This window comes from Sphingopyxis sp., assembly GCF_035944815.1.
Lineage (GTDB): Bacteria > Pseudomonadota > Alphaproteobacteria > Sphingomonadales > Sphingomonadaceae > Sphingopyxis.
Window position 1 is genome coordinate 303333 of record NZ_DASZAU010000004.1, and the last position, 13262, is coordinate 316594.

General features: G+C 64.4%; 14 protein-coding genes. 3 read left to right on the forward strand and 11 right to left on the reverse strand.

Annotation, left to right across the window (positions count from 1 at the left end; translation table 11 throughout):
* Window positions 1-2 precede the first annotated feature (2 nt).
* Window positions 3-1034, reverse strand: a complete 1032-nt coding sequence (locus VGU00_RS06735; RefSeq protein ID WP_327466782.1) for a fatty acid desaturase family protein — start codon at window positions 1032-1034, stop codon at window positions 3-5.
* A gap of 146 nt (window positions 1035-1180) precedes the next feature.
* Here VGU00_RS06735 and VGU00_RS06740 point away from each other — a divergent pair, with 146 nt between their 5' ends.
* Window positions 1181-3820 carry an EAL domain-containing protein gene (locus tag VGU00_RS06740; RefSeq protein WP_327466784.1) on the forward strand — a complete coding sequence of 880 codons (2640 nt, stop codon included), beginning with the start codon at window positions 1181-1183 and terminating at the stop codon, window positions 3818-3820.
* Window positions 3821-3829: 9 nt separating this feature from the next.
* On the opposite strand, the gene VGU00_RS06745 is transcribed toward VGU00_RS06740, so the two are convergent.
* The 4 genes from VGU00_RS06745 to VGU00_RS06760 form a co-directional block, all read right to left on the reverse strand.
* Complete coding sequence (locus tag VGU00_RS06745; protein ID WP_327466785.1) at window positions 3830-5110, reverse strand: amidohydrolase family protein; 1281 nt, start codon at window positions 5108-5110, stop codon at window positions 3830-3832.
* A gap of 129 nt (window positions 5111-5239) precedes the next feature.
* Complete coding sequence (locus tag VGU00_RS06750; RefSeq protein WP_327466787.1) at window positions 5240-6214, reverse strand: RcnB family protein; 975 nt, start codon at window positions 6212-6214, stop codon at window positions 5240-5242.
* A 133-nt stretch (window positions 6215-6347) separates the two neighbouring features.
* On the reverse strand, window positions 6348-6893 hold the full coding sequence (locus VGU00_RS06755; protein ID WP_327466789.1) for a (2Fe-2S)-binding protein: 546 nt from the start codon (window positions 6891-6893) through the stop codon (window positions 6348-6350).
* Between the two features lie 27 nt (window positions 6894-6920).
* Window positions 6921-7685, reverse strand: coding sequence for a class II aldolase/adducin family protein (locus VGU00_RS06760; RefSeq protein WP_327455992.1), 765 nt, complete (start codon window positions 7683-7685; stop codon window positions 6921-6923).
* 280 nt (window positions 7686-7965) lie between these two features.
* Here VGU00_RS06760 and rpsU point away from each other — a divergent pair, with 280 nt between their 5' ends.
* On the forward strand, window positions 7966-8172 hold the full coding sequence (rpsU, locus tag VGU00_RS06765) for a 30S ribosomal protein S21 (protein ID WP_003047635.1): 207 nt from the start codon (window positions 7966-7968) through the stop codon (window positions 8170-8172).
* Window positions 8173-8478: 306 nt separating this feature from the next.
* Entirely contained in the window at window positions 8479-9015 is a 537-nt protein-coding gene (locus tag VGU00_RS06770) for an FKBP-type peptidyl-prolyl cis-trans isomerase (RefSeq protein WP_327455990.1), read from the forward strand.
* Between the two features lie 36 nt (window positions 9016-9051).
* On the opposite strand, the gene VGU00_RS06775 is transcribed toward VGU00_RS06770, so the two are convergent.
* Genes VGU00_RS06775 through pyrE form a run of 6 tightly spaced genes read right to left on the reverse strand, consistent with a single transcriptional unit; the run spans window position 9052 to window position 13073 of the window.
* A complete protein-coding gene (locus VGU00_RS06775; protein WP_327466792.1) occupies window positions 9052-10176 on the reverse strand; it encodes an AI-2E family transporter in 1125 nt (374 codons plus the stop codon).
* A 19-nt stretch (window positions 10177-10195) separates the two neighbouring features.
* Complete coding sequence (gene lepB / locus VGU00_RS06780) at window positions 10196-11032, reverse strand: signal peptidase I (RefSeq protein WP_327466794.1); 837 nt, start codon at window positions 11030-11032, stop codon at window positions 10196-10198.
* Window positions 11033-11039: 7 nt separating this feature from the next.
* Window positions 11040-11441, reverse strand: a complete 402-nt coding sequence (gene acpS, locus VGU00_RS06785) for a holo-ACP synthase (protein WP_327467447.1) — start codon at window positions 11439-11441, stop codon at window positions 11040-11042.
* On the reverse strand, window positions 11438-11749 hold the full coding sequence (locus tag VGU00_RS06790) for a hypothetical protein (protein ID WP_327466796.1): 312 nt from the start codon (window positions 11747-11749) through the stop codon (window positions 11438-11440). The genes acpS and VGU00_RS06790 overlap by 4 nt, the downstream gene beginning before the upstream one ends.
* Window positions 11746-12489 (reverse strand): pyridoxine 5'-phosphate synthase, encoded by a 744-nt coding sequence (locus tag VGU00_RS06795; RefSeq protein WP_327466798.1) that lies wholly within the window; start codon window positions 12487-12489, stop codon window positions 11746-11748. Before VGU00_RS06795 ends, VGU00_RS06790 begins: the two co-directional genes overlap by 4 nt.
* Window positions 12486-13073 (reverse strand): orotate phosphoribosyltransferase, encoded by a 588-nt coding sequence (gene pyrE, locus VGU00_RS06800; protein ID WP_327466800.1) that lies wholly within the window; start codon window positions 13071-13073, stop codon window positions 12486-12488. The genes VGU00_RS06795 and pyrE overlap by 4 nt, the downstream gene beginning before the upstream one ends.
* Window positions 13074-13262 lie beyond the last annotated feature (189 nt).

A 13262-nucleotide genomic window follows, 5' to 3' on the forward strand; every position in this document is an offset into this window, starting at 1 on the left:
GTTCAGCCCTTCGCAGTTACCTGTCGCAGCACCGCGGCATAATCGGGCGCGATCGTCATCGATTCGTGCCGCCCCGCGCGGCCGAGCGCGGCATGGACTTGCGGCAGGCGATAGCAGGGCACGCCCATGAACAGGTGGTGCTCGGCGTGATAATTCACCCAATATGGAGCGACCGTCGCGCGCGCGAGCCAGCCCGCATGCGTCGTCCGCGCATGGGTGAAGGGATCGTCGCTGCCCGTCGTCGTGCAGGCATGCTCGGCGATGTTGCGGATGCGCAGGTAAAGCTGGAACGTCGTCGCGAGCCCGGCGAGCCAGAGCAGGTACGGCGTCCAGCCATAGAGCGCGAGCGACAGCGCGAGCAGGACTGCCTGAACGACGAGGAAGCGCCCGACGGCGCGCGTTACCGCCATTGCGCCGGCAAGGTCGACCGTCGGTGACGTCATGCCGTCGTCGGACTGTTTGTTGAACGGCGTCCCGGCTTTGGTGCTCGCGCGGCCTTTTTCGATCTTTTCGCCGCGGATCATCGCTTTCAACCCGACGAAGGCGAAACCGAACTGCGCCATGCGCTGCTTGAAAAACGTCTGACCAGTCAGGTCGCGCAACACCTTGCGCCACAGGCTGGCGCGTGTCGTCGGGAAGGGTTTCGATAGCGCCAGATCGGGATCTTCGGGCTGCTGCGTGAACTTGTGATGCTGGAGATGGTAGGTGCGATAGGCGATCAGGTCCGATCCAACCGCGGCGCCGGTCAGCCATTGGCCAAGGAAATTATTGGTTTTTCTATTCGGGTGCAGGGCCCCGTGGGCGGCATCGTGCATCAGGATCGCAAGGCCGAGCTGGCGTCCGCCGACAAAGATGACCGCGAGCAGCCACGCGGCGGGGTTCTGCGACCAGGCGGCCAGCCCGACCAGCGCGATGCTGACGAGCCACGCGTGCGCCACCAGCCAGATGCCGCGCCATGACGATGCGCGCGTGATCGCCGACCATTCGGCGCGGTCGAAGAAACGGTCGGGCGGGAACAGGCGAACGGCAGGCATGAAGCATCATAACAAGTTGCGATCCGAAACGTAACCCCTTCCGTTTTGGCACAATATCGGCCGAAATCAGCACGCTCAGGTAAGGATTTGGAAAGGCTTTCGGGACAGGGAACGGGTTGGACCAGTCGGGCAGGAATATCGGGAAATTGGGGGTTCGGCGTAACATCATCAGGCCCGCGGGCAGCGAATTGTCGCTGGACGAATCGCTGTTCGATTCGCCCGAATTCGTGACGCGCCTGATGCGGGTGGCGCAGCTGTGGCATTATGTGCTGATCAGCCGCGTCCTTGCGTTCCTGACCTTTGCTTTCGTGCCCGGACTGGCGGGCTTTCTCGACCATCCGTCGCAATGGTTCGTCATGGCGGCCGGCCTGCCTTGCGACATCATCTTGACGGTCATCGGACAAGCGATGCGCCGCCCGCGCCCACTGTCGACGCAGCGGCTACGGGCGCTGGTGATGCTGTGTATGGGACTGATCGCGCTCGGCAGCCTGCTGAACGCAGCGGCGATGTTCGCCGCAATCGCGATTCCCGACGGCAGCCTCCATTTCGATGCTTTCACGGCGATCCAGATCGGATCGCTTCTGGTTGCCGCATCGGCGGTCGCGATCGTCCGCCCGGCGTTTTTCATCTTTGCCGGTACGACGGCGCTCGGCGGCGCGATCGGCGTGGCGTCGTGGCCATTCGGAGTCGCGGGATTCGTTTTCCTCGGCCTGCTGATCGTGATGATGCGCGAGGATATCCGGCACCAGCGGCGCGCGACGCGCGCGGCGCGCCAGACGATGAGCGACCAGCAACGGGCGCTGAACCTGATGCGCGATTTCGAACGGGCGGGACGCGGCTGGTTCTGGGAAACCGACCGTTATGGACATCTCGTCTACATCTCGCCGACCGTCGCGGCGCGGCTCGACCGCCCGCTGTCCGAATTGCTCGGCCACCCTTTTACCGACATCATTCGCAAACGGATCGGCAATGACGACAGCGAGGAACGCACGCTGGGGTTCAGCCTGTCGTCGCGCACACCGTTCAAGGAATTGACCGTGCAGGCGGCGGTGCCGGGCGAGGAACGCTGGTGGTCGATTTCGGGGCATCCGATCAGCAACGAACTCGGCAATTTCCAGGGTTTTCGCGGCAGCGGCACCGACCTGACCGACAAGAAAAGGTCGGAACGCGAAATCAACCAGCTCGCTCGCTATGATACGCTGACGGGGCTTGCGAACCGGCGCCATATCACCGACCTGCTCGAACGCGCGCTGAAAAGCCATGGCGGGCAGGGGCAGCCCTGCGCGCTCCTGCTCATGGATCTCGACCGGTTCAAGGCGGTCAACGATACGCTGGGCCATCCGGTGGGCGACCAGTTGCTGCAGCAGGTTGCCGGGCGGCTGACGCAGATCGTCGGCGACAAGGGGCAGGTCGGGCGACTTGGCGGCGACGAATTCCAGATCGTCGTGCCGCAGATGATCCAGCCCGAAAAACTGGCGGGCATCGCCAACGCGATCATCCTGAGCCTTGCCAAGCCCTTTTCGATCGAAGGCGAGCAGGTTCGTATCGGATCGTCGATCGGCATCGCGGTGTCCGAAGGACAGGGGGTGAGTGCGTCGGCGCTCGTCCGCAACGCCGACCTCGCGCTTTATGCCGCGAAGGACGCCGGGCGCGGCGTCTATCGTTTCTATGCCGATGCGATGCACAATCAGGCAAGCGAGCGGAAGGCGATCGAAGATGCGCTGCGCGACGCACTGGCGAAGGACGAACTGAAGCTGCTTTACCAGCCGATTGTCGATGTCGGGACCGAGCGGATCACCGGGTTCGAGGCGCTGATTCGCTGGCATCATGCGACCGGGGGGTTCATCAGCCCGTCCAAATTCATCCCCATTGCCGAAGAATCGAACCTGATCGTGCCGATCGGCGAATGGATCATCCGCACCGCCTGCGCGACGATTGCGGACCTGGGGCCCGGCTACCGGGTGGCGGTCAATGTCTCGCCGCGCCAGTTCGCGAACGAAAAGCTGCCCGCGACAATCATGAGCGCGGTGTCGGCGGCGGGGATCCGCCCCGAGCAGTTGGAGCTCGAAATTACCGAGGGCGTCTTCCTCGACGAAAGTCCCGAGAATCTGGCGATGTTCCAGAAGCTGAAACGGACCGGCGTGCGGCTGGCGCTCGATGATTTCGGGACCGGATATTCGGCGCTCGGCTATTTGAAGAAAGCGCCGTTCGACAAGATCAAGATCGACCAGAGCTTCGTCCTCGGAGCGGCCGACCCGACCAGCATGAATGCGGCGATCATCTCGTCGATCGTGGGCCTGGCCACCGCGCTCAATATGGAGACCACCGCCGAAGGCGTCGAAACACACGACGACCTCGCGTTGATCCGCGGACTCGGGTGCAGCCATGTCCAGGGTTATATCTATGGCAAGCCGATGGATTTGACCGAGGTGCTGGCGTTGCTGCGCGAGGGAGGCGGGCGGGTCGAAGCCAACGGGTACAAGAGTGCGCGCGAGCCGCGGCTGACCATCTTCCGCACGATCCAGGTCGTGAGCGGCGGTTATCAATATGAGGCGATCGTGCGCAACATGTCGTCGCGCGGCGCGCTGGTCGAGGGATTGTGGAACGTCCCGGCGGGAACGCCGCTGACGCTCGAGTTCGGGCCAGAGCAGGTCTTCGATGCCGAGGCGCGCTGGTCGGCGGGCAACCGCGTCGGCGTCAAATTTGCCGACGCGGTCGATGTCGAAGCGTTGCTCGGTCCAAAAACGCTGGCATCGGCGCGAGGACGGGTCCGCCGCGCCGCCTGACGGCTTCGATCAGTCGGCGATCCGGCCGCGCGCCATCACCCAGTCCACCTTTTCGAGCATGTGGACGTCGGTCAGCGGATCGCCCGACACGGCGATCAGGTCGGCGGACATCCCCGGCGCAATGCGGCCGATTTCATTTTCCATCGACAAAAGCTTCGCCGCGACGGTCGTAGCGCTCGCCAATGCTTCGCGCGGGGTCAGGCCATATTTGACGAGCAACGCGAACTCGCTGCCGTTGCGGCCATGCTCGAAGACCCCTGCGTCGGTGCCAAAGGCGACCGGCACGCCCAGCGCCTTGGCACGGCCGACAGCCTTGCCGACGTCGTTCAGCGTCATGCGCACCTTTTCCTCGACCGTCGGGGTATAGATGCCCTTGCCGAGCCGCTCGCGAATGCCCTCGAACGCCATCAGCGTGGGCACGAGGTAGGTGCCCTTGGCCTTCATGACCTTCAGCGTTTCATCGTCGGCGAAGGTGCCATGTTCGATGCTGTTGATGCCGGCGGCCGCAGCGGCCTTGATCCCGCCCGCGCCATGCGCATGCGCCATGACCTTCAGCCCCAGCGAGTGCGCCGTGTCGGCGATGCTTTGCAGTTCGGGGCTGGTGAAATGGCCTTCGAGTCCGCGTCCCTGCTGCGACAGGACGCCGCCGGTCGCGGTAATCTTGATGACGTCGGCGCCGGCGCGCGAGGCCTTGCGTACCTTTTCGGCGCATTCGAGCGGGCCGGTGCAGGTATAGCCCTGATCGAGCACGGCATGGACGTCTTCGCGGAAGCCCGTGACGTCGCCGTGGCCGCCGATGATCGACAGGGGCGGGCCCGCTGCGATGATGCGGGGGCCCTCGATAAAGCCGTTCGCGGTGCCGCGGCGGAGCGAATAGGCGGTATATTGCGCCGACCCCGCCTCGCGGACAGTGGTGAAGCCGGCGCGCAGGGTAATGGCGGCATTTTTGGCGCCGACGACCACACCCCACTCGTCGGGATCGACGGCGGCGGCGCGATAATCGTCGCCGGGATCGCCGGTCAGGTGGACGTGGAGGTCGATAAGGCCGGGAAGCAGGGTCTTGTCGCCGAGGTCGACGACCTCGGCGCCCGCCGGTGCTTCGCTGCGGCCGGGCGCGATCGAGGTAATGCGGTCATCGGTGACGATGACGGTCGCGGGGCCTTGCACCGGCTTGTCGGCATCGGTGATGACGCGCGCCGCATAGATCACCGTGGTGCGCGCTTCGGCCGAAGCTGCGCCCAGAAGCGCCAGCGTGACTGACGCGACGGCTGCCAAACCCGATTTTTGCATATCTGCTCCCCTGTTTTGTTCGGCGCATCGTCTGCCGCGTCGGCGTGGGGAGAGCAAGCGTATAAGATATAAAAAGAGGGGCTGGACAAGCCAGCCCCTCAGTTTGTCTTCGGGTAACCGAAAGGAATATTACCAGAAGAAATCGTAGATCACGTCGACCACTTCGCCCGAATAGGTATCGACCAGAAGCGCGTCGTCATAATAGCGGACCCAGCGATAGCCCCCGTAAGCGGGCGGCAGGCGGTAATAGCCCGGATCGTTGATCCAGTAGCGCTGGCCATAGAAGAGCGAACCGAGCGTAAAGCCGATGCTGAAGCGCGTGTAGCCATATCCGCGATACGGATTGTAATAGCGCGGCATGCGGTAATAGCTGCGGTTGCGGTCGCGATAGCTGCGCCAGTCGTAGCGGCGGTCGCTGCGCCAGTCGCGGCTCCAGCGGCTGTTGTTGCGGTCCCACCGGTCGTTGCGCCCGTCGCGATAGCGACGGTCGACATAGCCGTTGCGATTGCGATCATAGCGCCGGTCGACCCGGTTGTTATCGTTGCGGTCCCAGCGGCGGTCGAGGTCGCCGTTGCGGTTACGGTCATAGCGGCGGTCGACCTGACCGTTGCGGTTGCGGTCCCACTGGCGATCGACCCGGCCGTCGCGGTTGCGGTCCCACTGTCGGTCGGTGCGACCATCGCGGTTGCGATCATAGGTGCCACGCTGGCGCTGTTCGGCCTGACGCTGCTGCCATTGCTGGCGCTGGGCCTGCCGTTGCTGGTCGTTGCCGCGCTGTTGCCACTGCTGGCGCTGCGCATCGTTTCCGCGCTGCTGGCGCCATTGTTCACGCTGCGCCTGTCGCTGTTGATCATTGCCGCGCTGCTGCCACTGTTGCTGGCGCTCGCTGCGCTGCACCTGCGGCTGCTGCCTTTGCTGCCGCTCGGGGCGGGCCTGCCCACCCCAATTGCCACCGCGGCGTGCTTCGGGGCCGCGCGGTCCGCGATCCCCGCGGTCGCCGCGCTGCGCGATCTGGACCCGTTCGCCCGATGCCTGTGCGGCTGCGGGGGCGATAGGGGTCAGGATCGTCGCCGCGATCAGCAACCCTCCGAACATCTTCTTCATCTCGCCATTCTCCAACTCATGTCCCGTGTGCTGGAGACGCCAGCCGGGATGATGAAGCGATTCTTACCAGCGGCAAGATGATCGATCGCTGACCGCGTCGTTGCCTGCGGTTCAGCTAGATGAACGGAGACGTTCAGCTCCCGGGCGGCAGGCGAAGCGCCGGGACGGCCTCTGCCGCATCCTGGGGACGGATGCCGGGCGGCGGCGCGGCGGCGATCCGCTCTTCGCCGCGCAGCACGCGGCCCGCAAGGCGGATCGCGGTGCGGATGCGCGGATAGGTGCCGCAGCGGCAGATATTGGTCATCGCGGCGTCGATTTCGGCATCGCTTGGGTTGCTGTTGCCGCGCAGCAGCGCGGCGGCGGCCATGATCATCCCCGACTGGCAGAATCCGCATTGCGGCACCTGTTCGGCGACCCATGCCTGCTGCACGGCATGGCTGCGGTCGCGCGACAGGCCTTCGATCGTCGTGACGAACCGCCCCTCGCACTCGGCAATCGTGACCATGCAGCTGCGGATCGCCTCGCCGTCGATATCGACGGTGCAGGCGCCGCACTCGCCGGTACCGCAACCATATTTGGTTCCCGTCAGGTTCGACGCGTCGCGCAGCGCCCACAGCAAGGGCGTTTCGGGTTCCATGCGATATTCGACCGGGCGGTCGTTGACCGAGAATCGCGTCATGCCGCCCCTGTTAGCGCAGCCGGCGGATTAGTCACGCCAGCTCGTGTCGATCTTGTCGACCTTGCGCACCATCGCATCGAATTCGGCCTTGCCGGCCTGTCCGGGGATGGAGGCCATGAACAGGTCGCGCTGGTGGACCGCGATCACCTCCTGCGGGACGGTGATCGGCTTGCCCATGCTCATCGTCGCGAGCTGGATTTCGCACGCGCGCTGGAGCGCCCAATATTTGATGAAGGCTTCGGTCAGTGATTTGCCCATGACGACGGGGCCGTGGTTGCGCAGCATCAGGATGCGCTTGTCGCCGAGATTCTGGACGAGGCGCTCGCCTTCTTCCTCGCGCACCGTCACGCCTTCGAAATCATGATAGCCGAGCTGGCCCATGAAGTTGCACGCATAGAAATTAACGGGCTGCAGCCCGCCTTCGAGCGCGCAGACCGCCGTGGTTGCGGTGGTGTGCGTGTGGATGATCGCGTGCGCGTCGGGCAGGACGCGGTGGAACAGGCTGTGCTGGACAAAGCCCGCCTTGTTGACGTGCCAGGGATTGTCCTCGTCGACCTTGTTGCCGTCGATGTCGATCTTGATCAGGTTCGATGCGGTGACTTCGCTGAAGTGCAGGCCATAGGGGTTGATCAGGAAGGCGCCGTCCTCGTCGGGGACCTTCACCGTGATGTGGTTGAAGATCATCTCGTCCCAGCCCATCATCGCAAAGATGCGGTAGCAGGCGGCAAGCTCCTGCCGCGCCGTCCATTCGGCTTCGCTATATTTGCTGTTGCGCTTGAGCTGGGTCGCCATGGCCTGTCCCTTACATGTTGATTGGTTTCGTCCTGCTACCTATGCCACAAGGCGAGGGGCGCGCACAATCCCGCGAGCGGGTGAGGTGGCCTTGTGGCGCGACCGGCGCGCTTCGCCGCCTTTGGGCTTGCATTTCGGCGCGAATCCTTTTAGTTGGCCTCCACATCGGAACGTCGCGCTTTCGCGGCGCTCTTTTTATTGCCCGAATATCGGCGATTTACGGCAAACCGGTTCACCCGGTGGCGCAAATCGTTTTGACGAACAGGAGACGACACGGCGTATGCAGATCATCGTTCGCGACAATAATGTCGACCAGGCCCTTCGCGCGCTCAAGAAGAAGCTGCAGCGTGAGGGCGTGTATCGCGAAATGAAGCTGCGCCGTCACTACGAGAAGCCCAGCGAAAAGCGCGCCCGCGAGCGCGCCGCCGCTGTCCGCCGCGCCCGCAAGATGGAGCGCAAGCGGATGGAGCGCGACGGTATCAAGTAAAGACCGTCTCCCGTTCGGGATCCTGATCGTGAAAAGGGCGCTGCGGCAACGCGGCGCCCTTTTTCGTTGGAGCAGGGCGGGGCGACCGGATGCGTTCCTTTCCGATCATCGTCATCCCGGACTTGATCCGGGATCCGCAGCTATGGACCCCGGATCAAGTCCGGAGTGACGAAAGGGGAGGGAGATGTCCGCTCTCCACCCCAAACCGGAGTGCGTGCATATTGCCTCTGGACCGTTCCGCGCCGCACCGCCTATAGGCCTCGCCAGCATTTTCGCCCCGCCGGGGCAGCGGAAGGATTAGCCAAGATGAGCGTAACGACGGTTCCATTGCGCCCGGTGAGCAAGGGCGGCCTGTGGCTGATGTGGTTCGGCCTCGCGGCTTTGCTGGTCGCGGGCGCCGCCTTTGCCTGGCACATGACCCCGCGCATCGGGTTCGAAGTCGTCAAGGAAGGCACGGGGAACAGCCCCGGCAAGACCGACGTCGTGCTGGTGAAATATGAAGGCAAGCTCGACGACGGAAAGGTCTTCGACTCCAACGAACAGGCGCCGATGGAAGTCGCGCGCGTCGTGCCCGGTTTCTCCGAGGCGTTGACCCGCATGAAGAAGGGCGGCGAATACAAGATCACCATCCCGCCGCAACTTGGCTATGGCGATCGCGACAACGGTCCGATCCCGGCAAACAGCACGCTGCATTTCACCGTGACGCTGATAGATTTCCGCACCGAGGCCGAAGTGCGCGCGATGCAGCAGCAGATGCAGATGATGCAGCAGCAACAGATGATGCAGCAGCAGGGCGCGCCGGGTGGCCCCGCCGGTCCCCCGCCGGGCGTGCCGCAGCCGTAGAGCCCGGCAATCGGATGAATCGGAAACGGCGGCGGGTCAGGAACCTGCCGCCGTTTTCATATTGGCGACGCCTGCGTTGCGTTCGGCCTCGCGCTCCAGCGCGACCTTGATCATCGCGACGATCGGGTCGGCAAGGAACAGGCCCATCAGCCCGAGCAGCGCGCCGAAGAGGATCTGCGCGCCGAGGACGAGGGCAGGGGCGAGGTCGACGGTCTTTTTCGCGACCATCGGCACGATCAGATAGCCGTCGACGGTCTGGACGATGAAATAGATGGCGATCGCCCAGAGGCCGGTGTCGGTGCCTGCCGAAAAACCGACGAGGACGAGCAGCACGCCCGACACGATTGCGCCGATATTGGGAATGAAGGCGAGCAGGCCGGTGAGCAGGCCCATCAAGGCGGCCATCGGGATGCCGACGGCGAGGCAGGCGAGCCAGGTCCCGATTCCTTCGACCAGCATGCCGAGCAGGCGCCCAGCCATCAGCCGGCGGAGGGTGAAGCCCATGCGCGCGGTGGTGATGTAGAAATTCTCGCGGCTCTTCATCGGCAGCATCCACGCGACGCCGCGCTCGTACAGCCGCGGTTCGATCGCGATGAAGATGCCGAGCACGATGATCATGACGAGGCTGGTGAGCCCGCCGAGGACCGTGCCGACCGCCGCGGTGACGCGCCCGACGGTGCCCGCGATATTGTCGGTGATCGTCTTGGTGTCGATCTGGAGATTGCCCATGCCATGGTCGCTCGCCCAGGCGGCGATGCGCTCGATCTGCGCCATCACGACGGTTTGCAAGGTCGCCGCCTGGTCGGCGATCTGCGAGCCCGCGAACAGGATCGTCCAGCCGAGGAAGGCGAGGAGCGAGAGGCAGACGATGAGGAGGCGCCAGCCGCGCGCGATCGGCAGCACCCGGCCGAGCAGGCGCGTCCCGCCGTCGAGCATCGATGCCATGACGATGCCGGCGAAGATCAGCAGGATCGGCTGGATCAGGACGATGCACACGCCGACGAGCAGCGCGAGGCCGATCCAGACGCCCGCTTTCAGAAGCTCGGTGCGGACGAGCTGGCTGCGGATCTCGGTGGGGCCGGGGGCTTCCTTGTGGGCCTTGGCCTTTGCCGAGGCGCTGGCGGCGGTGCGCGTTACTGCCGATTGTCGCGTTGCCGCCATGGCCTGCTTCCCGTTGTTGCTATTTGCCCTGACGTTCGGGGCGCAGATCGGTTCCCGCGCGTCCCGATCTCAGCGCGCTAAACCAGCTCAATGGGTTATACCACTCGGCGGTTCCATCGGTCGAAAAACTGATGATCTCGGCGCGCCCCGCGATCGCGTCGAACGGCACCGGGCCGCCAAGGCCCTTCTGGCTCGTGTCGACGCGGCTGTCGGCGCTGCCGTCGCGATTGTCGCCCATCAGGAACAGGTGATTGGCCGGCACGGTGACCGGGCCATAATCATCGGTGGTATAGCCGGGGCCCATGTCGATCGTGTCGAAGGTCGCGCCGCCGGGCAGCGTTTCACGGACGATCGGCAGTTCGAGGACTTGCCTGCCATCGGCGCTGCGATTCACGAAGCGGAACAGGCTGCTGTCGGGGCCGGGCAGGTTGGGATCGACCGGGATCGCCAGCATCGGCTGGACTTCGCGTTTCACTTTCTTGCCGTTGATGCTGAGTTCGCCGTTGGTCAGCTGGATCGTGTCGCCGGGCAGGCCGATCACCCGCTTGATATAGTCGATGCGCGTCACCGGATGTTCGAGGACGACGATGTCGCCGCGTTCGGGCAGCTTGCCGAACAATCGTCCCTCGACCTTGGGCGCGAGGTGGAAGCTCACCGACGAATAGGACCAGCCATAGGGATATTTGCTGACGATGAGCCGGTCGCCGTTGCGCAGGATCGGCATCATCGAATCGGACGGGATATAGAAGGGCTTGGCGACGCAGCTGTGGATGCCGAGCACGAGCAGCAGGATCACCACGATATCGCGGATCAGCTTGCCCCAGCCGCCGTCATCCTTCGTCTTGTCCTTCGCCATTATTCACTCAGTCCTTGATTGCTTCGATGATGACGAAGGCCTGCGCCCATGGATGGTCGTCGGTCAGCGTCAGATGGATATGCGCGGTGTGGCCGGGCGGGATCATCGCTGCGAGCCGTTCGGCGGCGCCCCCGGTGAGGGCGAGGGTCGGGGCGCCGGAGGGGGCGTTGACGACGCCAATGTCCTTCATGAACACACCATGCTTGAAACCCGTGCCGACGGCTTTCGAAAAAGCCTCCTTTGCGGCGAAGCGCTTGGCGTAGGTCCCCGCGCGAGTGAATGGCCGCCGTGCCGCCTTGGCGCGCTCGGCATCGGTAAAGACGCGCTGTTCGAAACGCTCGCCGAAGCGGTCGAGCGAATTTTGTATGCGCTCGATATTGCAGAGGTCGGAGCCGAGGCCGATGATCATGAGAAGGTCGTCCACCAATAGAGAGCGAGCAAGAGCAGGCCCGTTATCGCTATTGGAGCGGTGAGCAAGAGGAACCCCGTCCAGAATTTGTTTCTGCGCGTTGCAATGAGCGATTTGCCAACAAACGCAAGATTGACCAGCGCGAAGATGCAAAGCACGACAATATTGAGCGAGTTTCGCCATTCGCTGTTGTTGGGCCAGGCAAAGCCAATCGCCAGCAGCAAGTGGGAAATGAAGAAACAGGCGGTTGCGGCGACCAAAAAAGCCAAACCGTACAAGGTAAACTGTGTCAACGAGGCACGCGTCATCCGCGCGCCTCGTCCATCAGTGCGCGCATGCGGCGCACGGCGGGATCGAGCCCGTTGAAGATGGCTTCGCCGATCAGATAATGGCCGATGTTGAGTTCCGCGAGTTGCGGGATTGCGGCGACCGGAATGACATTGTCATAAGTGAGGCCGTGGCCCGCATGAGGTTCGATACCATTCTTCCACGCGAGCGCCGCCGCGTCGGCGAGGCGGCGAAGTTCGGCGGCGCGTTCTTCGCCTTCGACATGCGCATAGCGGCCGGTATGAAATTCGACCACGGGTGCGCGCAGACGCATCGCGGCTTCGATCTGCCGCGCATCGGGTTCGATGAACAGGCTGACGCGGATGCCGGCATCGTTCAGGCGCGCGACGATCGGCGCGAGGTGATTATGCTGCCCCGCGGCGTCGAGCCCGCCCTCGGTCGTCCGTTCCTCGCGCTTTTCGGGCACGATACATGCGGCATGCGGTTTATGTCGCAGCGCGATTTCGAGCATCTCGTCGGTCGCCGCCATTTCGAGGTTCAGCGGCAGGTCGGTCGCGGCCTGGATGCGGGCGAGGTCATCGTCGCGGATATGGCGGCGGTCTTCGCGGAGGTGCGCGGTGATGCCGTCGCCGCCGACCGCCGCGACGATTTCGGCCGCGCGCACCGGATCGGGATGTTCGCCCCCGCGCGCGTTACGGATCGTCGCGACATGGTCGATGTTGACGCCGAGCCGCAGGCGGGAGGGCGAGGGGCCGGTCAAGCCGCCTTGCTCCGGCTGCCGGGCTTGACCGCCTCGGTCCCCGCGAGCTCGGGGGGGAGTTCGTCGGCGGCATAGGTCGGGAAATTGATCGCGACGAGCGGGTAGAAGGGGACGCCGAGGTCGACGCTGCCCGCCGAGCGATCGACGAGCGCGGCTTCCGCCACGACCTCGCCGCCCGCGGCGCGCACCGCCTCCATCGCTTCGCGAGACGACAGGCCGGTGGTGACGACATCCTCGACCATGAGCACTTTCGCGCCCGGGTCGATCGCGAAGCCGCGGCGCAGTTCGAAAGTGCCCGTCGGGCGTTCGACGAAGATCGCCGGCTTGCCCAGCGCGCGGCCCATTTCATGGCCGATGATCACGCCGCCCATTGCGGGCGACACGACGATATCGATCGCCTGGCGGAGGTCGCGAGGCAGCTTGGCCGCGAGCGCGACGGCGAGCCGGCCGGCGCGTTCGGTATCCATCAGCACGCGTGCGCACTGGAGATAATATTCGCTGTGGCGGCCCGAGGAGAGCAGGAAATGCCCCTGAAGCAGGGCGTCGGCGGCGCGGAATTCGGCCAGGATTTCATCATCGGTCATGGGAGATTTATTCTTTTGTCCAGTGCGTCGCCCCTGACGGACGACCGGGTTTTGGCGGCGCAGATTATCCAGCCGCAAAATAGTGTTAGAGATGCTTGAGGCAAGCGGCAAGCGGGTCTATAGCGCCCGCGAGATTCAGCCTGTCCGATGGCTGCGTGGACGCATGTCCGGCAGAGGGGAAAGGCAGGC